The organism is Pseudomonas oryzae, from assembly GCF_900104805.1.
GTDB classification, from domain to species: domain Bacteria; phylum Pseudomonadota; class Gammaproteobacteria; order Pseudomonadales; family Pseudomonadaceae; genus Geopseudomonas; species Geopseudomonas oryzae.
The window spans coordinates 3,042,519-3,062,032 of sequence record NZ_LT629751.1 but is presented as its reverse complement, the minus strand read 5'-3'; the positions used below and the strand labels follow the sequence as shown (position 1 = coordinate 3,062,032).

19 protein-coding genes are annotated in these 19,514 nt (G+C 69.1%); 9 read left to right on the top strand and 10 right to left on the bottom strand.

Features of this window, described 5'->3' with window-relative positions:
- Positions 1–21: 21 nt before the first annotated feature.
- The 5 genes from BLT78_RS13840 to BLT78_RS13820 all read left to right on the top strand — a co-directional run bounded on the left by BLT78_RS13840 (position 22) and on the right by BLT78_RS13820 (position 6,697).
- Entirely contained in the window at positions 22–1,194 is a 1,173-nt protein-coding gene (locus tag BLT78_RS13840) for a porin (RefSeq protein WP_090349522.1), read from the top strand.
- Between the two features lie 302 nt (positions 1,195–1,496).
- Positions 1,497–2,660, top strand: a complete 1,164-nt coding sequence (gene nosP, locus BLT78_RS13835; protein WP_331715130.1) for a nitric oxide-sensing protein NosP — start codon at positions 1,497–1,499, stop codon at positions 2,658–2,660.
- Positions 2,590–5,229, top strand: coding sequence for a hybrid sensor histidine kinase/response regulator NahK/ErcS' (nahK, locus tag BLT78_RS13830; RefSeq protein ID WP_090349521.1), 2,640 nt, complete (start codon positions 2,590–2,592; stop codon positions 5,227–5,229). Before nosP ends, nahK begins: the two co-directional genes overlap by 71 nt.
- 95 nt (positions 5,230–5,324) lie before the next feature.
- Positions 5,325–5,987 carry a hypothetical protein gene (locus BLT78_RS13825; RefSeq protein WP_090349520.1) on the top strand — a complete coding sequence of 221 codons (663 nt, stop codon included), beginning with the start codon at positions 5,325–5,327 and terminating at the stop codon, positions 5,985–5,987.
- Between the two features lie 179 nt (positions 5,988–6,166).
- Positions 6,167–6,697, top strand: a complete 531-nt coding sequence (locus tag BLT78_RS13820; RefSeq protein ID WP_090349519.1) for an REP-associated tyrosine transposase — start codon at positions 6,167–6,169, stop codon at positions 6,695–6,697.
- A gap of 43 nt (positions 6,698–6,740) precedes the next feature.
- Here the strand turns inward: BLT78_RS13820 and BLT78_RS13815 are convergent, their stop codons facing one another.
- The 8 genes from BLT78_RS13815 to BLT78_RS13780 all read right to left on the bottom strand — a co-directional run bounded on the left by BLT78_RS13815 (position 6,741) and on the right by BLT78_RS13780 (position 13,156).
- A complete protein-coding gene (locus tag BLT78_RS13815) occupies positions 6,741–7,145 on the bottom strand; it encodes a VOC family protein (RefSeq protein ID WP_090349518.1) in 405 nt (134 codons plus the stop codon).
- A 149-nt stretch (positions 7,146–7,294) separates the two neighbouring features.
- On the bottom strand, positions 7,295–7,960 hold the full coding sequence (locus BLT78_RS13810) for a response regulator transcription factor (protein WP_090349517.1): 666 nt from the start codon (positions 7,958–7,960) through the stop codon (positions 7,295–7,297).
- Between the two features lie 41 nt (positions 7,961–8,001).
- On the bottom strand, positions 8,002–8,547 hold the full coding sequence (locus BLT78_RS13805) for a PQQ-dependent catabolism-associated CXXCW motif protein (protein ID WP_090349516.1): 546 nt from the start codon (positions 8,545–8,547) through the stop codon (positions 8,002–8,004).
- A 148-nt stretch (positions 8,548–8,695) separates the two neighbouring features.
- Entirely contained in the window at positions 8,696–9,487 is a 792-nt protein-coding gene (locus tag BLT78_RS13800) for an ABC transporter permease (protein WP_090349515.1), read from the bottom strand.
- Positions 9,488–9,782: 295 nt separating this feature from the next.
- Positions 9,783–10,505, bottom strand: coding sequence for an ABC transporter ATP-binding protein (locus BLT78_RS13795; protein ID WP_090349514.1), 723 nt, complete (start codon positions 10,503–10,505; stop codon positions 9,783–9,785).
- Complete coding sequence (locus BLT78_RS13790) at positions 10,502–11,473, bottom strand: YVTN family beta-propeller repeat protein (RefSeq protein WP_090349513.1); 972 nt, start codon at positions 11,471–11,473, stop codon at positions 10,502–10,504. Before BLT78_RS13790 ends, BLT78_RS13795 begins: the two co-directional genes overlap by 4 nt.
- A 21-nt stretch (positions 11,474–11,494) precedes the next feature.
- Complete coding sequence (locus BLT78_RS13785) at positions 11,495–11,980, bottom strand: tetratricopeptide repeat protein (protein WP_090349512.1); 486 nt, start codon at positions 11,978–11,980, stop codon at positions 11,495–11,497.
- Between the two features lie 3 nt (positions 11,981–11,983).
- The gene (locus BLT78_RS13780; RefSeq protein WP_090349511.1) at positions 11,984–13,156 is read right to left on the bottom strand and encodes an ABC transporter substrate-binding protein; all 1,173 of its coding nucleotides are present in this window, start codon (positions 13,154–13,156) and stop codon (positions 11,984–11,986) included.
- 156 nt (positions 13,157–13,312) lie between these two features.
- On the opposite strand from BLT78_RS13780, the gene BLT78_RS13775 reads away from it, so the two are divergent.
- The 3 genes from BLT78_RS13775 (at position 13,313) to BLT78_RS13765 (ending at position 15,875) form a co-directional block, all read left to right on the top strand.
- Positions 13,313–13,750, top strand: a complete 438-nt coding sequence (locus BLT78_RS13775; protein WP_090349510.1) for a cupredoxin domain-containing protein — start codon at positions 13,313–13,315, stop codon at positions 13,748–13,750.
- Between the two features lie 173 nt (positions 13,751–13,923).
- Positions 13,924–15,243, top strand: a complete 1,320-nt coding sequence (locus BLT78_RS13770) for a sensor histidine kinase (RefSeq protein WP_090349509.1) — start codon at positions 13,924–13,926, stop codon at positions 15,241–15,243.
- A complete protein-coding gene (locus tag BLT78_RS13765) occupies positions 15,231–15,875 on the top strand; it encodes a response regulator (RefSeq protein ID WP_090349508.1) in 645 nt (214 codons plus the stop codon). Before BLT78_RS13770 ends, BLT78_RS13765 begins: the two co-directional genes overlap by 13 nt.
- Before the next feature lie 208 nt (positions 15,876–16,083).
- Here the strand turns inward: BLT78_RS13765 and BLT78_RS13760 are convergent, their stop codons facing one another.
- Together BLT78_RS13760 and exaA are read right to left on the bottom strand one after the other, a co-directional pair.
- The gene (locus BLT78_RS13760; RefSeq protein ID WP_090349507.1) at positions 16,084–16,734 is read right to left on the bottom strand and encodes a pentapeptide repeat-containing protein; all 651 of its coding nucleotides are present in this window, start codon (positions 16,732–16,734) and stop codon (positions 16,084–16,086) included.
- A 157-nt stretch (positions 16,735–16,891) separates the two neighbouring features.
- A complete protein-coding gene (gene exaA, locus BLT78_RS13755; RefSeq protein WP_090349506.1) occupies positions 16,892–18,766 on the bottom strand; it encodes a quinoprotein ethanol dehydrogenase in 1,875 nt (624 codons plus the stop codon).
- A gap of 309 nt (positions 18,767–19,075) precedes the next feature.
- Here exaA and pedF point away from each other — a divergent pair, with 309 nt between their 5' ends.
- Positions 19,076–19,513: a cytochrome c-550 PedF gene (gene pedF, locus BLT78_RS13750; protein ID WP_090349505.1), complete on the top strand. Its 438-nt coding sequence runs from the start codon at positions 19,076–19,078 to the stop codon at positions 19,511–19,513.
- The last annotated feature ends 1 nt before the right edge of the window (position 19,514 follow it).

The following is a 19,514-nucleotide window of genomic DNA, read 5'->3' as shown; positions in this document are numbered from 1 at the left end:
ACGCAAGCGGAGACAATAACGATGAACAACAAGAAAGCCTGCTACTCCCTCCTGGCGGCTGCCACCGCCCTGGCAATCAGCCTGCCCGCCTCGGCCGAGATCGTGCTGTACGACAAGGATGGCACCACCTTCTCCACCGACGGCTACTTCAACACCTTCTATGTCAACAGCGACATCGATCGTGCCGGCGAGCAGTTCGACCGCGACCAGTCGCGCGTCAAGATGGGCTTCCTGCCCAACTACATCGGCTTCAACTTCGGCAAGCAGGTCGACGACCTCAAGCTCGGCGGCCGCTCCTCGTTCTGGGTGACCATCAACGACAGCGAGACCAACGGCACCGCCACCGCCATCGACGTGCGTCAGTTCTACGGCACCGCCTCCGGCGCCGAGTGGGGCGAGGTGCTGTTCGGCAAGGACTTCGGCCTGTTCGCCCGCTCCAACATCCTGCTCGACGAGATGCTCACCGGCTACGGCCAGGTCAGCGACACCCTGGGTCTGGTCGACTTCGGCGGCGTGTCGTTCGGCAACATCGGCACCGGCTACCCGTACCCGTTCCCGACCTCGCAGATCACCTACCGTTCGCCGGTGATGAGCGGCCTGCGCATCGCCGCCGGCATCATGGATCCGGTGGACACCACCGACGACGCCAGCTCCGACCTGGACAAGGCCTACCAGGACGCGCCGCGCTTCGAGACCGAGATCACCTACCAGTTCGAAGTCGGCGGCGCGCAGATCTACTCCTGGGTCAACGGCATGCAGCAGAGCTCGGACAACACCGACGACAGCGTCGAGAGCGTCGACTCCACCGGCGTCGGCTACGGCGTGCAGGCCAAGATGGGCAACCTGTCGCTGACCGCGTCCGGCTTCCAGGCCGAGGGCATCAACCCGTTCTACACCAACAACGCCGGCGAGGCGCAGCTGCGCGAGATCGACAGCGACGGCTACCTGCTGCAGGGCTCCTACCGCTTCGGCAAGAACCGCGTGGCGCTGTCCTACGGCAAGACCGAGGACGACGGCAACGGCCTGGGCACCGCCGCCGACTACGAGACCCGCGGCATCGCCTTCTTCCACGACGTCAACGACAACCTCAAGCTGGTCGCCGAGCTGAACCAGGTCGAGATCGCCGGCAAGGATACCGACGCCCTCGACGAGGAAACCCGCACCATCGCCTTCGGCGCCGCGCTGAGCTTCTAAGAGCGGGGCTCCGGCCGGGGTAGGCGACAGGGCGACCGTGGGTGTCCTGGCGTCGATGCGCAGCGGTGGAAGGACGTCGAGCGGCCCTTCCATCCCCCGGCGGGGCGCGAATTGCAGTAACCAGCGACGGGGCGGCGCGCGGGGAACCTTGGGTTCCTGCCGCCGCCCCGTCGCATTGGCGGGCCCGGCGCCCGCCACACCCCTCCAAAGGTGGGGGCGGGCAGTACCCAAGTAGCATTAGCCGCCCGCCCGTGCCTTTCTAGAATGATCCCGTCTGTCTGTTCTACCGGTCCGGAGGCGACGTGGAAGAAGATCTGAACGACGTCGTCCGCATGGCCCTGTCCGAGTCGAATGACCCGGAAAGCGTGGCCCAGGACCTGGCCCGCCAGCTGATGCACCCGCACCTCGGCTGCGTGCTGTTCTTCTGCAGCGCGGAGTACGACCTGCCGGCGCTGGCCGCCGCGCTGGAGCAGTACTTCGGCGGCGTGCGCCTGGTCGGCTGCACCACCGCCGGCGAAATCACCCCGCAGGGCTACGGCCGCGGCTGCGTCAGCGCCGTCGGCTTCGACCACCGCAGCTTCTCCATCGCCGCCGCGCGCATCGACGCGCTGGACAGCTTCAGTCTGCTCGACGCCCAGCAGGTGGTCGCCCAGCTGGTCGAGGAATGCCGCGGCAGCCGCCTGGAGCCGGTGGCCGGGCACAGCTTCGCGCTGACCCTGCTCGACGGCCTGTCCAGCCGCGAGGAGCTGGTGCTCTCGGCGCTGAATGCCGCCTTCGGCAGCATCCCGCACTTCGGCGGCTCGGCCGGCGACGACAACTACCTGACGCGTACCCACGTCTACCACGACGGCCGCTTCCACACCGGCTCGGCGGTGGTGGTGCTGGTGCACACCGCGCTGGACTTCGAGGTGTTCACCACCCATCACATCCAGCCTCTGGGCGAGAAGCTGGTGGTCACCGCCGCCGACCCGGCCAGCCGCACGGTGTTCGAGCTCAACGCCGAACCGGCGGCGCTGGAGTACGCCCGCCTGCTCGGCGTCGACCCGCAGCAGCTCGACCTGCCGACCTTCGCCCTGCACCCGCTGGCGGTGCGCCTCGGCGAGCAGTACTACGTGCGCTCGATCCAGCGGGTCAACGCCGACCTGAGCCTGACCTTCTACTGCGCGGTGGAGAACGGCATCGTCCTCACCGCCATGCAGCCCGGTCCCTTGTTGCCCAACCTGCAGGCGCTGTTCGACGGTCTGCAGCAGCGCCTCGGGCCGCTGCTGCTGACCATCGGCTGCGACTGTTTCCTGCGCCGCATGGAGGTGGAGGCGCGCGGCATGGTCGCCGACACCGCCGGCCTGCTGGTGCGCCAGCGGGTGATCGGCTTCAACACCTACGGGGAGCAGTTCAATGGCATGCACATCAACCAGACCTTCACCGGCGTCGCCATCGGCCGACCCGGACGGGGCCTGTGTCGCTGAACTGCGCGCGCAGCTCGCCGAGCTGGCGGCGCGCAACGCCAAGCTGGAGCGGATCAACGCCGCGCTGATCGAGCGCGTCGAGACCTCCGGGCCGCAGGGCGCCGAGTCCTACGCCGCCTTCCAGCACTCGGTGGTGCTCGCCGAGCAGGTGCGCGAGCGCACCGACGCGCTGAACCGGGCGATGACCGAGCTGCGCACCAGCAACGCGCTGCTCAGCGAGGCGCGCGGCCGCGCCGAGACCGCCCACCAGCACCTGATCGACGCCATCGAGAGCATCTCCGATGCCTTCGTGCTGTTCGACGCCGAACAGCGCCTGCTGCTGTGCAACCGCCGCTTCCGGGCGCTGTGGGGCGACATGCACAGCCGCATCCGCCGCGGCATGCGCCTCACCGAGATGCGCCGCCTGGCGATCAGCTCCGGCCTGGTGGTCGAGACGCACGGCGGCGCCGACCAGCAGCGCCCGATCTACCGCCTGCACGACGGCCGCTGGGTGCAGGTCAGCGAGCGGCCGACCCGCGAGGGCGGCCTGGTGATCCTCTACATCGACATCACCGAGGTGAAGCTCAACGAGACCGTGCGCCGCGAGCAGGCGGTGGCGCAGAAGTCGCGCCTGCTGCAGCGCACCATGGACAACCTGTCCCAGGGCGTCGCGGTGATCAACGCCGAGGGCGAACTGGAGCTGTGGAACGGCCGTTTCCTCGAGCTCACCGGCCTGGCGCCGATGGAGCCGCACCTGCCGTTCGCCGAGGTGATGGCGAGCAGCGAGGTGGCCCTGCTCACCCCGGCCAGCCGAGACGCCGGCGGCCGCCCGCTGCTCGAGCGCGAGCAGCGCCTGGCCGACGGCCGGGTGCTGGAGATCCGCACCCACCCGATGCCGGCCGGCGGCTTCGTCAACACCTACACCGACATCACCGAGCGCCACCACTACGCCGAGACCCTGCGCGAGAGCGAGCGCTGGGTGCGCCTGATCACCGACCAGGTGCCGGCGCTGATCGCCTACATCAGCCGCGAGCTGACCTACGAGTTCACCAACAAGGTCTACGACGAGTGGTACAGCTGGCCGCGCGGCGCGATGCTCGGCCAGAGCATCCACGAGGTGCATAGCGACGAGCACTACCGCCTGCTCGAGCCGTACATCGAGCGCGCCTTCGCCGGCGAGTGCGTCACCTTCGAGGTGGCCGAGCGCAACCTCAATGGCCAGGAGCGCTACATGCTGCGTTCCTACGTGCCCAACCGCCAGCCGGGCGGCGAGGTGCTCGGCATCTTCGTGCTGATCCGCGACATCACCGAGCGCCGGCGCACCGCCGAGGCGCTGCACCAGGCCTACCAGAACCTCGAGAAGCGCGTGCGCGAGCGCACCGCCGAGCTGACCGCGGTGAACAGCCAGCTGCGCGACGAGATCGCCGAGCGCGCCCGCGCCGAGGCGCGCCTGCGCGAGGCCAAGCGCGAGGCCGAGCAGGCCAACCTGTCGAAGACCAAGTTCCTCGCCGCGGTCAGCCACGACCTCCTGCAGCCGCTCAACGCCGCGCGGCTGTTCACCAGCGCGCTGCTCGAACAGCCGATCCCGGCGCCCGGCGCCGGGCTGGTGCGCAACGTCAGCAACTCGCTGGAGGACGTGGAGAGCCTGCTCGGCACCCTGGTCGACGTCTCCAAGCTCGACGCCGGGGTGATCAAGCCCGACGTCGGCGCCTTCGCCGTCGCCGACCTGCTCGACAACCTCGCCGCCGAATACCGGCAGATCGCCGCCAGCGAGGGCCTCACCCTCGACTTCGTGCCCAGCTCGGCGCTGGTCAAGAGCGACATGCAGCTGCTGGCGCGGGTGCTGCGCAACTTCCTCAGCAACGCCATCCGCTACACCGCCACGGGCCGCGTGCTGCTCGGCTGCCGACGCCGCGCGGGCGGGCTGTCGATCGAGGTGTGGGACACCGGCGCCGGCATCGCCGAGGACAAGCGCGAGGAGATCTTCCAGGAGTTCAAGCGCGGCGCCCCGGTGCGCGCCACCCAGGACCGCGGCCTGGGCCTGGGCCTGGCCATCGTCGACAAGATCGTGCGCATGCTCGGCCACCGCATCCGTGTGCACTCGCGCGAGGGCTACGGCTCCTGCTTCGCCGTGGAGGTGCCCTACGCGCGCAACGTGGTGCGCCCGCGCGAGCAGAGCGAACTGCCGCCGCCGCCCGGCGAACACCTGCGCGGCGCGCGGCTGTGGGTGGTCGACAACGACGCGGCGATCTGCGCCGGCATGCGCACCCTGCTGGAGGGCTGGGGCTGCCAGGTGGTCACCGCGCTGTCCGGCGACGACCTCGCCCGCCAGGTCGATACCGTCGGCGGCACGGCGGACCTGCTGATCGTCGACTACCACCTGGACAACGGCCACACCGGCGCCGAGCTGGTCCAGGAACTCAACGCCCGGCGCAGCGCGCAGCTGCCGGTGCTGATGATCACCGCCAACTACAGCAACGACCTCAAGCAGCAGATGCGCGATCTCGGCCACGTGCTGATGCACAAGCCGGTGCGGCCGATGAAGCTGAAGACGGCGATGAGCCATCTGCTGGAGCGGGGAAGGGGGTAGGGTTAGGTGCGGCGCGGCTCGCGCTCTCGGCTAGGCTGAACAGGTCATCTCCCACCGTCCAGGGATGGTGCACTTATCCACAGGAGAAGCTGCCCATGTTCCCGAACCGTCTCACCCGCCAGGCGGCCTGCGCCGCGCTGGCTATGGCCTGCAGTGTCGCCGTGCACGCCGAGCAACCCGCCATGACCTTCTTCGTCACCAGCGTCGGCACCGGCCAGGGCGCCGACCTCGGCGGCCTGGCCGGTGCCGATGCGCATTGCCAGCAGCTCGCCGAGGCGGCCGGGGCCGGCGGCCATACCTGGCGTGCCTACCTCAGCGCCAGCGCCCGCGACGGCCAGCCGGCGGTCCACGCCCGTGAGCGCATCGGCACGGGGCCTTGGCACAACGCCAGGGGTGTGCTGATCGCCGAGGATGTCGCGCAGCTGCATGGCGACAACAACCTGACCAAGGAGACTGGGTTGGACGAGCGCGGCCTGCCGGTCAAGGGCCGCGGCGATGCGCCCAACATGCACGACATCCTCACCGGCTCGCAGCCGGACGGCACCGCCTTTGCCGGCGACGAGGACCGTACCTGCGGCAACTGGACCAGCAGCACCACTGGCGCGGCCATGGTCGGCCACCACGACCGCCGCGGCCTGGACGACAGCGCCGCGGCGCGTTCGTGGAACTCCTCGCACCTGTCGCGCGGCGGTTGCGGCACCGCGGCGCTGGCCTCGTCGGGCGGCGCGGGGCTGCTGTACTGCTTCGCGGCGGACTGAGCGGCGCGCTGGCTCGCGCGGATTCCTCCGCCGGCGTCATCCGCTGCAGGCTTGCGGTGCGCGTGGAGCACCCTACGGGGCGGCTGCTTCTGTAGGGTGCGCCGTGCGCACCGTCACGGCATGGGACGGCGCGCTGTTCCTATGCTGGCCGCCGACATGGGCCAGACGAGGGACAGGGAATGTCCGAATATCGCCGCTCCCGGGAGGCGGGAGCGCTGTATTTCTTCACCGTGGTCACTCACGAGCGCCGCCCACTGCTGATCCGACCCGGGATGCGCCTGAGCCTGCGCCGGGCGATCCAGGAGGTGCGTCAGCGCCATCCGTTCGTCATCCACGGCTGGGTGTTGCTGCCCGACCACCTGCATTGCCTCTGGCAACTGCCGGCGGATGACGCCGATTTCGGTCGCCGCTGGTCGATGATCAAGCGTAAGGTCAGCCAGGACTGCCCGGGGAGTGGCGCGCTCAGCCTGAGCCGCCAGCTGCGCGGCGAGCGCGGGATCTGGCAGCGGCGTTTCTGGGAGCACCTGATCCGCGACGAGGACGACTATCGGCGGCACTTGGATTACCTGCACTGGAATCCTGTGCGGCATGGCCTGGTGGCGCGGGTCGTCGACTGGCCGTGGTCGAGTTTTCATCGGCTGGTGCGTGAGGGGCGCTATCCCGCCGACTGGGGCATCGAGGCCGAGTCCTGCGGCGCTTTCGGCGAGTGAGGCATGGATGGTGCGCGTGGCTCACCCTGCGGGGCGCGCAAGGTCAGGCGCTGTCGAGGGCGTAGGTCTCCCCGGCAAACTCGATCAGGCAGAAGCCGTGGCCGAAGGGGTCGGCGAAGCTGATGCATTTCGAGCCCCGCCACTCGACACAGGCGCTTTCCTGCACTGCCCCGGCGGCCAGTGCCCGTTGCGTGGCGGCGGCGAGATCGTCCACCACGAAGTCCAGGTGCACGGGTGTCCAGTGCCGAGCGTAATGGCGTTGCAGCGGCAGCGTTTTCACGGGCGGCGAGCTGGCGGCGTGGCGCAGCAGACAGAGGGTGATGCCTGCGCCGAGCAGTTCCGCGACGTCGTCGTCGAGGATGCGCCCCAGCTGCAGGCCCAGAGCGTTGCGGTAGAAGTCGATCGCCGGAGCGAGTTCCGGGACGTCGATGTTCGCTATCACGCGCATGGCCGCGCTACCCGTGCAGGTTGGCGCCCGCGGTGGTCGGCGCCACAGTTTCAGCCTAGTTCAAGAGGCGGGGTAGCGGAATCGGGCGGCGGAGCGGCCACGGCTGGCAGGTGGCCCACTTCCCTGTGGGCGGCAGGCAGGGTGGGGGCTCAGCGGCGCAGGTAGGCGCTGAAGTCGATGTCGCCGGCGCTGAGGATGGCCTGCACGCGGTTGTGCACGCCGAGCTTGCGCAGGATGGCGGAGACGTGGGCCTTGACCGTGGTTTCGGCGATGTCGAGGTTGTAGGCGATCTGCTTGTTGGACTCGCCCTTGGTCATGCGTTCGAGCACCAGCAGCTGCTTGCGGGTCAGCGCCTGCAGCAGTTCCGGCGGGATGCCCGGTTCCTCGTGGCTGGCGCGGCGCGGGGTCTGCTTGCTGGCGCGGATGATGTCCGAGGGCAGGTAGACGTTGCCGTTGAGGATCTGCTCGATGGCCTCGGTCATCTGCGCGCGCGGCGAGGACTTGGTGATGAAGCCGACCGCGCCGTAGGTGATGGCCTGCAGGACGATCTGCTTGTCCTCCTCGGCGGAGACGATCACCACCGGGATGGTCGGCGCCTCGTTGCGCAGGGTGATCAGGCCGTTGAGGCCGTGCATGCCCGGCATGTTCAGGTCGAGCAGGATCAGGTCGAGGTCGTCGTGCTCCTGGGTCAGGACGAGCGCGCTGTCGAGGTCGGAGGTTTCCATCACCTCGCTGTCCGGGAAGCCGTCGGCGATGACGTTGTGGATGGCCTCGCGGAACAGCGGGTGGTCATCGGCGATCAGGATCTTGTACATGGGCTTCACCTGGATTCTTGTCGTTGTCGATGGAGTGGCGCTCAAGGCAGCGGCGCGGGGGTGGCGTCCTGCACCGGCAGGCCGGCCTGCTGCCAGGCATCGATACCGTCACGGTACCAGTACAGCCGGGTATAGCCCAGCGCGGCGGCACGCCTGCTGGCGTTCCACGACAGCCAGCAGTCGGACTTGCAGTAGAGCACCAGCGCCCGGGCGCGGTCGCCGCCGCTGGCTTGGTCGAGGTAGTGGGCGAAGTAGTCCTGCCATTGCGCTTCCAGCCGGCCCTCGCCGACGTTGGCCAGCCACAGGCTGCCGGGGATGTTCTGGTGCGGCTCGTCGCCGACGAACTGGCCGTGCAGCCAGGGGCGGCGGAACACGTCGATCAGCAGCGGCGGCTGGCTGCTTTCGAGCATGCGCTGCAGGGTGAGGGTGTCGATGGTCTGCGCGCCCTCGACGCTGGTCGGCGTGGGGCTGCGGTAGCGGTCCAGGCGATAGCCGTCGACGGAGAACAGCTGCTCCTCGCCGGCTCGGGCGGGCAGCAGGGCGAACAGCAGCAGCAGACAGAGCACGGCGGCGAGCAGTCGCGACATGGCGGGGGTTCCCCTTGTTGTTTGCGACTATTTATCGTTCAGGCGCAATGCTTTGGGAATCCTGCGATGGAGGGCGATAGGCAGTACCAAAGTAGTAATTCGCGGAAAAAGTCCGACCGGCGGCGGGGGCATGGCGCCCCCGCGCGCCTCAGGCATTGCGCCGCAAGGCGGCATGCTGGGGGTTGAAGGTCAGCACGGCGAGCACGCTGCACAGCGCGGTGACGCCCAGGCAGACCAGCAGGGCGGTGACGCTCAGGCGCTCGTAGAGGGCGAAGCGCACCAGCTCGACGGCGTGGCTGAACGGGTTGAGCGCGCACAGCCAGTACAGCCATTCGCTGGCCTCGCGCATCTTCCACAGCGGGTAGAGCGCCGAGGACAGGAAGAACAGCGGGAAGATCACGAAGTTCATCACTCCGGCGAAGTTCTCCAGCTGGCGGATGCCGTTGGACAGCAGCAGGCCGAGCGCCGCCAGCATCAGCGCGGCGAGCAAGAGCGCCGGCAGGGCGTAGAGCAGCCCCCAGGCCGGCGGCTGCACGCCGTACAGCCAGGCGATGGCGAGGAAGGCGTAGACCTGCAGCAGCGACAGCAGGCTGGTGGCCAGCAGCTTGGCGGCGAGCAGGAACGGCCGCGGCAGCGGGCTCATCAGCAGCACGCGCATGCTGCCCATCTCGCGGTCGTAGACCATCGACAGCGAGCCCTGCATGCCGTTGAACAGCAGGATCATGCAGGCCAGGCCCGGGACTATGTAGGTCTCGTAGGTGATGTAGGTGTCGTAGGGCTCGATGATGGCGATGCCCAGCGCCGCGCGGAAACCGGCGGCGAACACCAGCAGCCACAGCAGCGGGCGCACCAGCGCGCTGAGAAAGCGCGAGCGCTGCTGGACGAAGCGCAGCCATTCGCGCAGCACGATGCCGCGCAGGCATTCCAGGTAGGCGGTCATGGGCGGGTCTCGGTAGGGGGCGCGGTGCGCACCGATGGTCTACGGCTCGGCCGCTGGTGCGCAGGGCGCACCCTACGACCATGCGGCATGTCTGCGCACAGCGAGGGGCTCTTCATGCCGCGACCTGCGTCGGCTGGTGCGCAGGGCGCTGGCCGAAGCGCAGCACGATGCCGCGCAGGCATTCCAGAAAGGCGGGCATGGGTGGGGCTCGGTAGGGTGCGCCGTGCGCACCGAGGGTCCGCGGGTGGCCGCTGGTGCGCAGGGCGCACCCTACGCAGGGCGTGCGTGCCGGTAGTCATGCCGCCACCTCCGTCAGCCGCGCGAAGCTGGCCGCCAGGTCTTCGCCTTCAGCGGCCAGGCTGGCCGCGGTGCCGCGTGCCACCAGGCGGCCGCGATGGAGGATCAGCAGCGGGTCGTCGGCCTGCACCTCGTCGAACAGGTGGGTGGTCCACAGCACAGTGAGGCCGTCCTCGGCGCACAGCCGGCGCACGTGCCGATTGAGCGCCTGGCGGCTGGCCGGGTCGAGGCCGGCGCTGGCCTCGTCGAGCAGCAGCAGTTGCGGCCTGTGCAGCAGCGCGCGGGCGATCTCCACCCGCCGGCGGTGGCCGCCGTTGAGCGCGCGTACCGGCTCGCGGCGGCGTTCGGTGAGCTGCTGGCGGGCCAGTTCCAGCTCGATACGCTCGGCCGCCACGCCGCGCGGCAGGCCGTGCAGGGCGGCGTGGTAGCGCAGGTTCTGTTCCACCGAGAGGTCGAGGTCGAGGGTGCTCTGCTGGAACACCACGCCGATCTGCGCCAGCGCGCGGCGCGGCTGCTGGCGGATCGAGCAGTCGCCGATGCGGATGTCGCCCTCCTGCAGCTCGTAGAGGCGGGTGAGCAGGGCGATCAGGGTCGACTTGCCGGCGCCGTTGGGGCCGAGCAGGGCGTTGAAGCGCCCCGGCGCCAGGCTGAAGTCCAGCCCGGCCAGCGCCTGGCGCGCGCCGTAGGCGAAGCTCACGCCCTTCACCTCGAGGCCGATCATGGCGTCACCACCACGCCCCACGGGTAGCGGCCGACCTTGATCGACTTGGTGACCTTGCGGCTGGCCACGTCGATCACCGAGACGTCGCCGCTGACCCCGTTGGTGGTCAGCAGCTGCTGCTCGCCGGGGGTGAAGGCCATGTGCCAGACGCGGCGGCCGACCAGCAGGTAGTCGAGCACCTCGTAGGTCCTGGCATCCACCACCGCCACGTGGTTGGCCGGGCCGAGGGCAACGAAGGCGTACTTGCCATCCGCGGTCAGCTTGACCCCCACTGGCTGCACCTTGTCCGGATGCACGCCCTTGATGGCGAAGGTCAGGGTCTTCACCGGCTGGCGGGTGGCGACGTCGATCACCGTCACCGTGCCGCCGATCTCCGCCGAGGCCCACAGCCACTTGCCGTCCTGGCTGAACTCGACGTGGCGCGGGCGCTGGTCGACCTGGGTGTTGTCGACCAGCTGGTTGGTGGCGGTGTCGATCCAGTGCAGCATGCTGGTGGTTTCGCTGGTGTTCACCGCCCACTTGCCGTCCGGGCTGACCGCCATGCCTTCCGGCTCGACGCCGACGTCGATCTGGCCGAGCACCTGCTCGCTGTCGACGTCGACCACGGTGACCAGCGCATCGTCCTCGTTGGAGATGTACAGCCACCGGTTGTTGGGGTGCAGGGCGAACTGCTCGGGGTCGGCGCCGGAGGGCAGCTCCTTGACGATCTTGCGCGTGGCCAGGTCCATCACCTGCACGCGGTCGGAGTCGCTGGCGCAGATGTACAGCAGCTTGTTGTCGTGGGATAGCGCCAGACCGCGCGGACGCATGCCGACGTCGATGGTCGCCACCGTCTCCAGCTTGTCGAGGTCGATCACGCTGAGGTTGTTGTCCTTCTCGTTGGACACGTAGGCGGTGGCGGCGAAGCTGCTGCCGGCGGCGAGCAGCAGCGGGGCGGCGATCAGGTGGGCAAGGCGGGACTTGTGCATGGGATGTCTACCTTCTTTTTGTCATTGGCGGGGGGCGGCGGCATCCGTGGCCAGGCGCTGCAGATAGCTGATGGCCTCGCTCTCGCCGGCCGCGGCCGATTTCTCGAGCCAGCGGCGGCCCTCCAGCGGGTCGGCGGGTACGCCGCGGCCTTCGGTCAGGGCCGCGCCCCAGTGGTAGCGGGCCAGGCTGACGTAGGGCGCGTCATCCGGCTGCGTGGCGCCCCGGCGTATCAGCTCGGCGGACTTGGCCAGGTCGACCGGCATGCCGGAGCCGGATTCGTACATCTGCGCCAGCCATATCATCGAGTAGACGTCGTTCCAGCGCTCGATGCAGTCGCCGAAGATCTGCATGGCCGCCGCATGGTTGCCGGTCTTCTCGGCGGCGTAGCCGTACAGGCACTTGATGCGCTTGTCGCTATCGATGTACGCCTCGTAGCTCAGGTCGCTGGTTTCCTGGGCCAGGGCCAGGGGGCTGCACAGCAGCAGGGGAAGCCAGAGATAGCGCATGGCTCAGAGATCCTTCTCGTTGAGGCGACAGCGGCTTTCCGGGCGGTCGAAGCCCAGGCTGTCGAGGTCGGTGACCGGGTGCAGGAAGCCGTCCTGCGGCGAGGTGGTGACCAGCGCGCGCGGGTGGACCACGGGAATCGGCTGGCGCAGCTGGCCGTTCCAGGCGCGGAAGCTCAGTTTGCGGCCCTTGAAGCCGTCCAGCGGCAGCTGGTCGGACAGCGCCAGCTGGCGGATCGCCGCGGGGTCGCTGCTCTTGAGCTTGTTCGCCGCGCTGGCGAGGCTGCGCACGGCGATCCAGGCGGCGAAGTCGCGGTCGTTCATCCAGCGCCCGGCGTGCTCCTCGAAGCGCTTCTGCAGCTGGGCGGCGCCGTAGGTTTCCACCGTCTTGTGCCAGCCGGTCGGGGTCAGGCCCTGGGTGCCGGCCACCGGGCGCGGGTACCAGGTGTGGTAGGGCACGTACTCGCCGAAATCGCCGCGCTCGTCGGCGACCAGCACCACGTCGTACTCGGCGGTCTGGGTGAACAGCGGCATCTCGGCCTGGGCGCTGCGCCGCTGGTCGTTGTCGAAGCTCCACGGCTTCTCGGCGACGATCTTCACCCCGAAGCGCTTGGCGGCGCGGCGCAGGGCGTCGGCGTAGGCCTGGTCGTCGGCGGTCGGGCCGGGGATCAGGAGGGCGCGGTTCCACTTGCGCACGGCGAGGAACTGGCCGAGGGCGTCGGCGAGCATGGCGCGGCTGGGGAGGGTGTGCAGCAGGTTGGTGGCGCAGGCGTCGGTGCGCAGGCTGTCGTCGGCGCTGCCGGCGTTGAGCAGCAGGCTGTCCGGCAGGGCCGCGGCCAGCTGGCGCAGGCTGTCGGCCGGGGCGTTGACCACGAACAGGCGCAGGCCGCTGGCGTGCAGGGCGCGCGCCTGTTCGAGCAGCGCCGCCGGGGTCGCGGCCTCCGCGCTGTCCAGGCGGTAGCTGTGCTTGAGGAAGCGTCCGGTACTGTTGCTGTCCTCGATGGCCAGCTCGGCGCCGCGTCGGCCGGCGTCGGTCGGCTCGGGGATGACGTTGGACAGCACCGGGCCGCGATCCGGGGTATAGCCCAGATAACCGATGCGCACTTCCAGATCGGCGCTGGCCGGGCCGGCGGCGAGCAGGCCGAGGGCGGTGAACAGGCAGGGCAGCAAGGTACGCATGGCAGCCTCCGATGGGGTTGCTGCCAGCTTAGGAAGGGTGGCGGAGCTGGCAAATATGCAGAAAGTACCGCCGGACCGGTACCAAGGTACTGATTCGGCCGCTGGGGGCAGCTCTTAGCATGGGCTGCAAGAACAACAACTACAGGAGCCTTGCCCATGTCCCCGCTCAGAACCCTGGCCCTGCCCGTCCTGCTGATCCTCGGCATGATCGGCTTCGATCCCGTGCAGGCCGCCGGCGACCTGACCCGCCGCACCGAGGCGCTGCCCGACCTGGTGCTCGGCTCGGAAGCCAGCGACTACAGCCTGTCGCGCACCGAGTATCAGCTGGAGACCGGAAAGGCCTACCAGCTGAAGATCATCGCCAGCGGGCGCAAGGAGTACGCCTTCCAGGCGCCGGAATTCGCCAGCGCCATCTACCTGCGCAAGGTCGAGGCCGGTGGCGTCGAGGTCAAGGCGACCACCCTCAACGAGCTGGAGTTCGAGGACGCCGGCGAGGCCGAGATCTTCTTCGTGCCGATCAAGCCGGGCAAGTACCGCTTCTATGCCAAGGGCCTGGAAGGCAAGGGCATGCTCGGCGTGTTCGTGGTGCGCTGAGAGCCGGTCCTGGATCAGCTGTGCGTCAGCCATGCTGCGTTGAAGCACAGCGCTGCGGAGTGACAGCCACAGGCTGGCCCGCAGGGCTCGCGACTCCGCTGGGTTGCCGAGGTCTTGTCTGGCCTCGGCTCGCAAGATCGTGAACAGGCTCTGCGCCTTCGGAGAGTTCAATCATGACTGCGCCGCTTTCCGCTCTGGGGCGCGCCAGCCTGCTGGTCAGCGGCCTGTTCCTCGCCGTACTGCTGGTCTGCCTGGCGCTGCTGCTGCGCCAGGCTGAGCTGGACATCCGCCGCGAGCTGCAAGCGGCCGACAGCGTGGCGCGTTTCCTCGCCCTGCGCGCGGCGGACGATCCGGCGCTGCTCGACGCGAGCCTGACTGCCAACCTGCGCCATCTCGAACTGGACTGGGGCGACGGCGCCGCCACCTCCGCGCCGGACAACCTGCCGGCCGGCGATCCACAGGGCGGCAACCCGCTGGGCGGCAACCCGCTGGGCGCCTGGCTGGCCGGGCGCTTCGCCGACCTGCCGGTGTACCGCGTGGCGCTGGTCGACGGGCGGGCGCTGAGCATCCGCGTCAGTCCCGCCGACGAACTGGAGGAGGTGTGGGAGTCGCTGCTGCAGCTGCTGGCGCTGTTCGCCGGCGCCTGGCTGCTGTGCCTGGGCACCAGCGCCTGGCTGGTACGCCGCGGCCTCGATCTGCTCACCGACATCCTGCGCGCCCTGCAGGGCATCGCCGGCGGCGCGCTGGACACCCGTCTGCCCGATTATGCGCAGCCCGAGGCGCGGCGGCTGGCCGGCCAGGTCAACGCCATGGCCCAGGCCCTGCAGCAGGCCGGTGCCGACAACCAGACGCTGACCGCCGCGCTGCTGGCCACCCAGGAGCGTGAACGTACCCGTCTGGCGCAGACCCTGCACGACGACCTCGGCCAGATCCTCGCCGGCATGCGCGCCCAGCTCTACCTGCTCGACGCCTGCCGCGAGTCGCCGGCGCAGGTCGAGGCGATCAGCCGGCGCCTGCAGGACAACGGCGAGCAGATGCAGCAGAGCTTCCGCAGTCTGGTGCGCGATCTCTATCCGGTGGTGCTGGAGCGCCTGGGCCTCGGCGAGGCGGCGCGCCAGCTCGTCGAGCAGTGGCAGGCGCAGCAGGGCATTGCCTGCGAACTGGAGTTGGACGCGCCGCTGCCGCGGCTGGACGACGAGGCGCGCGCCCACGTCTACCGCCTGCTGCAGGAGGCGCTGACCAACGTCGCCCGGCATGCCGGCGCCAGTCGGGTGCGGGTGGTCCTGAGCTGCCGTGGCGCGCTGCTGCGCCTGGAAGTGTGCGACGACGGTCGCGGCCTGCCGACCAACCTGCGCGAGGGCGTCGGCCTGCGCTCGATGCGCGAGAGGGCGCGCTGCCTCGGCGCCGCCCTGCAACTGCACGGCGTCGCGCCTAGCGGCCTGCGCCTGTGCGTGGAGATTCCATGGCGGGAGTGGACGACATGCACATCCTGATAGTCGACGACCATGCGGTGGTGCGCCAGGGCTACGCCAGCCTGCTGGCGACCCTGCTCGATGACGTGAGTGTGAGCGAGGCGACCAGCGGCGAGGAGGCCATCCAGCTGGTGGCTCGCGGCTGCCCGGACCTCTTGATCCTCGATGTCGGCCTGCCCGGCATCAGCGGCCTGGAGACCGCGCGGCGCCTGCTGGCGCGCCACGCCGGGCTGCGCGTGCTGTTCTTCAGCATGCACGACGAGCTGCCGGTGGTGCGCAAGGCGCTGGAGGCCGGGGCCTGCGGCTACCTGACCAAGTGCGCGGCGCCGCAGGTGCTGCTCGAGGCGGTGCGCAAGGTGCTGGCCGGGCAGACCTACCTCGAGCACGGCCTGGCCACCGCGCTGGCCTGCGCCGGCCAGGACGACCAGGACCCGCGCCTGCGCGGCATGACCCAGCGCGAGCTGGAGATCTTCGTGATGCTCGCCCGCGGCGTCGGCCTGCGGCAGATCGCCGAGAAGCTGTGCATCAGCGCCAAGACGGTGTCCAACTACCAGACCCTGCTGAAGAACAAGCTGCAGGTCGCCAGCCAGGGCGAGCTGGTGCACCTGGCCATCGATACCGGGCTGCTGCGGGTGGGGCAGGCGGGGGCGTAGGGCAGGCCGCAGGACAGGGCCGTAGGGTAGAAAACCCGCGCAGCGGTTATCTCCCGCTTCCCGTGCCGCAGCCCGGTTGGTAGGCAATCGCTGCGCGAGTTGCCAACCCTACGCCGCTGCGTCTGAGTGTCGAGCCTGTAGGGGTGAATTCATTCGCCTTTGCGAGGTATCTGGCGAATGAATTCGCCCCTACAAATCCGGTTCTCTCTCACTTCTCCCAATCCAGCGGGCACTCCCTGCAGCCTTCCATGTTGGTGCCCTGGAAGGTGGCGTAGTGGCGCCGGGCGCCGCTGAGGTCGACGTTTTCCAGATTGGCGTCGTTGATCTTGGCTTCCTGCAGGTTGGCGTCGCGCAGGGTGGCGCCCTTGAAGTCGGCCTTGCTCAGCCAGGCCATCTCCAGGTTGGCGGCGCTGAGGTTGGCGTCGTGCAGGCGCGCCGCGGACAGGCGGGCGAATTCCAGGTTGGCGGCGGAGAGGTCGGCACCGGTGAAGCGCGCGGCCTGGCCGTGCGCGGCCCAACCGTTGATCGCCACCAGCCGGGCGCCGGAAAAGTCGGCCAGGCGCAGGTTTGCCTGCTGCAGGCTGGCGCGGGTCAGATCGGCCTTGGTCAGCCTGGCCTTCTCCAGGTTGGCGAGGTCGAGCCTGGCGTGGCGCAGGTCGGCGCCGGAGAGGTCGGCGCCGGACAGATCGATCCGGCGCAGGTCCAGATGACGCAGATCGGCGCCGCGCAGGTCGGCGCCGGGGCAGCGGCTTTCCGCCTGCAGGCGGCAGCCGTTGATCACGGTGACGCCGTCGTCGTCGGCGTGGGCATGGCTGGCAAGGGACAGCAGGGCGAGCGGCAGAAGCAGAAGAGGACTCATGGCAGCATTCCTGTAGGGTGCGCCGTGCGCACCATGAAGAGGGGAGGTGCGCACGGCGCACCCTACGGGCGGTGAGCGGAAAAAGGACGGGGACGCACCGGGCGCCCCCGCCAGAAGCCGGGCGGCGGAGAGACGCCCGGTTTTTCCTGCCAGGTCCTCAGCGCTGGGCGGTCTTGCTGTCCCAGCTCGGCAGCTTGAACACCCAGAACGAGCCGCCCTGGGCGACCGGTTTGGTCAGCTCGGCCATGTCGCCGCCCCACAGCGGTACCGCGCCGCCGTAGCCGGCGGTCACGCCGATGTACTGCTCGCCATCCATTTCCCAGGTGATCGGCGGCGAGATGATCCCGGTGCCGACGTTGAACTGCCACAGCTCCTTGCCGGTCCTGGCGTCGAAGGCCTTGAACAGGCCGTCGCCGGTGCCGGTGAACACCAGGTTGCCCTTGGTGGCCAGCACGCCGGCCCACAGCGGCAGCTTCTCCTTGTGCTCCCAGGCCACCTTGCCGGTGGTCGGGTTCATCGCGCGCAGGATGCCGACGTGGTCGTCGTACATGCGCTTGATGCGGAAGCCCTGGCCGAGGTAGGCGGAGCCCTTCTTGTAGGTGACCTCCTCGGTCCAGTAGTCCTCCTTCCAGTGGTTGGCCGGCACGTAGAACAGCCCGGTGTCCTGGCTGTAGGCCATCGGGTTCCAGTTCTTGCCGCCGAGGAACGGCGGCGAGACCTCGACCGGCTTGCCGTGCTTCTCGCCCGGTTCCGGCAGCGGCGGACGCTGGCCCTCGACCTCCACCGGGCGACCGGTCTTGAGGTCGATGTGGCTGGCCCAGGTGATGTTGTCGACGAACGGGAAGGCGTTCTGCAGCTTGCCGTTGGCGCGGTCGACCACGTAGAAGAAGCCGTTGCGGTCGGCGTGGGCGGTGGCCTTGACGGTCTTGCCGGCCTTGTCCTGGTAGTCGAACAGCACCAGCTCGTTGTTGCCGGAGAAGTCCCAGGCGTCGTTGGGGGTGTGCTGGTAGAACCACTTCACCTCGCCGGTGCTCGGGTCGACGCCGACCTGGCCGGAGGTGTACAGGCTGTCGTAGTCCTTCGGATCGCCGCCCTCGCTGGTGCGCGCCCAGCCGTTCCACGGCGCCGGGTTGCCGGCGCCGACGATGATGGTGTTGGTCGCCGGGTCGAAGCTGGCGCTCTGCCAGGGCGCGCCGCCGCCGTGGCTCCAGGCTTCCTTCTTGCCGGTCGGCGACTTGGGATCGTCCGGCCAGGACGGCGCCTTGACGTCGCCGGTCGGGGTGCTCTCCTTGCCGTTCAGACGGCCCATGTGGCCCTCGACGAACGGGCGCATCCAGATTTCCTCGCCGGTGTCCGGATCGCGGGCGAACAGCTGGCCGACCACGCCGAACTCGTCACCGGAGCTGCCGTGGATCAGCATGACCTTGCCGGTCTTCTGGTCCTTCACGATGGTCGGCGCGCCGGTCATGGTGTAGCCGGCGCCGTGGTCGCCGAACTTCTTCTTCCACACCACCTTGCCGGTGTCCTTGTTCAGCGCGACCACCGCGGCGTCGAGGGTGCCGAAGTAGATCTTGTCGCCGTAGATGGCGGCGCCGCGGTTGACCACGTCGCAGCACGGGCGGATGTCGTCGGGCAGGCGGTGGCTGTAGGTCCACTTGCGCTTGCCGGTACGCGCGTCGATGGCGAACACCCGCGAATAGGAGCCGGTGACGTAGATCACCCCGTCGTGAACGATGGCCTGGGACTCCTGGCCGCGCTGCTTCTCGTCGCCGAAGGAGTAGGACCAGGCCGGGGTCAGCTTGAACACGTTGCCTGAGTTGACCTGCGCCAGCGGGCTGTAGCGTTGGGCGCTGGTGCCCATGCCGTACTGCAGCACGTCGGCGGTGGTGAGGTGGTCGTTGGCGATGTCCTCCCAGCTGACCGGCTTGGCCAGGGCCGGTAGGCCGAGGCCCAGGCCGGCGGCCAGCACCAGGCCGTGGATGGCGCGACCGAGCGGGCGCACAGCGGAGGGCAGAGTCTCTCTTGTTGTCATGGGGCGGTTCCCTGAAGGGTGGTGGAAGGCTGCCTGGGCAGCCGCTCACCCCGATGGTGGTCCGCGTCGGCGTGCCGCGATAGGGAAGGCTTCCCGCCGAACCCGGGAAAAAATCCCTTTCGAAACAATGGCTTGTTTTCATGTTCCGAGGGCGGGACAGAGGCCTCCCGGGGCATCTCCTACCAAGGGAGTAGGTTGCGGACACCAAAGCAGAATACTGACGCTGGTCACTGCCTCCCTAAGATGAGATCAACGCATTCCGCGTCCTGGAATGCACCGCCTTGCACCGCATCGAAACGAGGTTCCGTCATGAACAACAAGAAATTCCTGCCCGCCCTGCTGGCTACCCTGGCACTCGGTGTCGCTTCCCAGGTCATGGCTCACGGTGACGTCACCCCGCAGGCGGTGAACACCAGCGACCTGGAGCAGCTGGGCAGCGAATGGCGCGACGAGAACCCCTACCGCGCGCCCTATGAGAAGAATGCCCATGCCGTGGAGATCGGCAAATCCGCCTACACCCAGAACTGCGCCCGCTGCCACGGCCTGGACGCCGTTTCCGGCGGCATCGCCCCCGACCTGCGCATGCTCGATGCCGGCATCGACGGCGACGAGTGGTTCAAGGAGCGGGTGATCAACGGCGCGGTGCGCGACGGTCGCGTGTACATGCCGAAGATGGCCGACTACCTGAGCCAGGAAGCCCTGTGGGCCATCCGCACCTACCTGGAAAGCGTCGCCGTTTCGGAGTAAC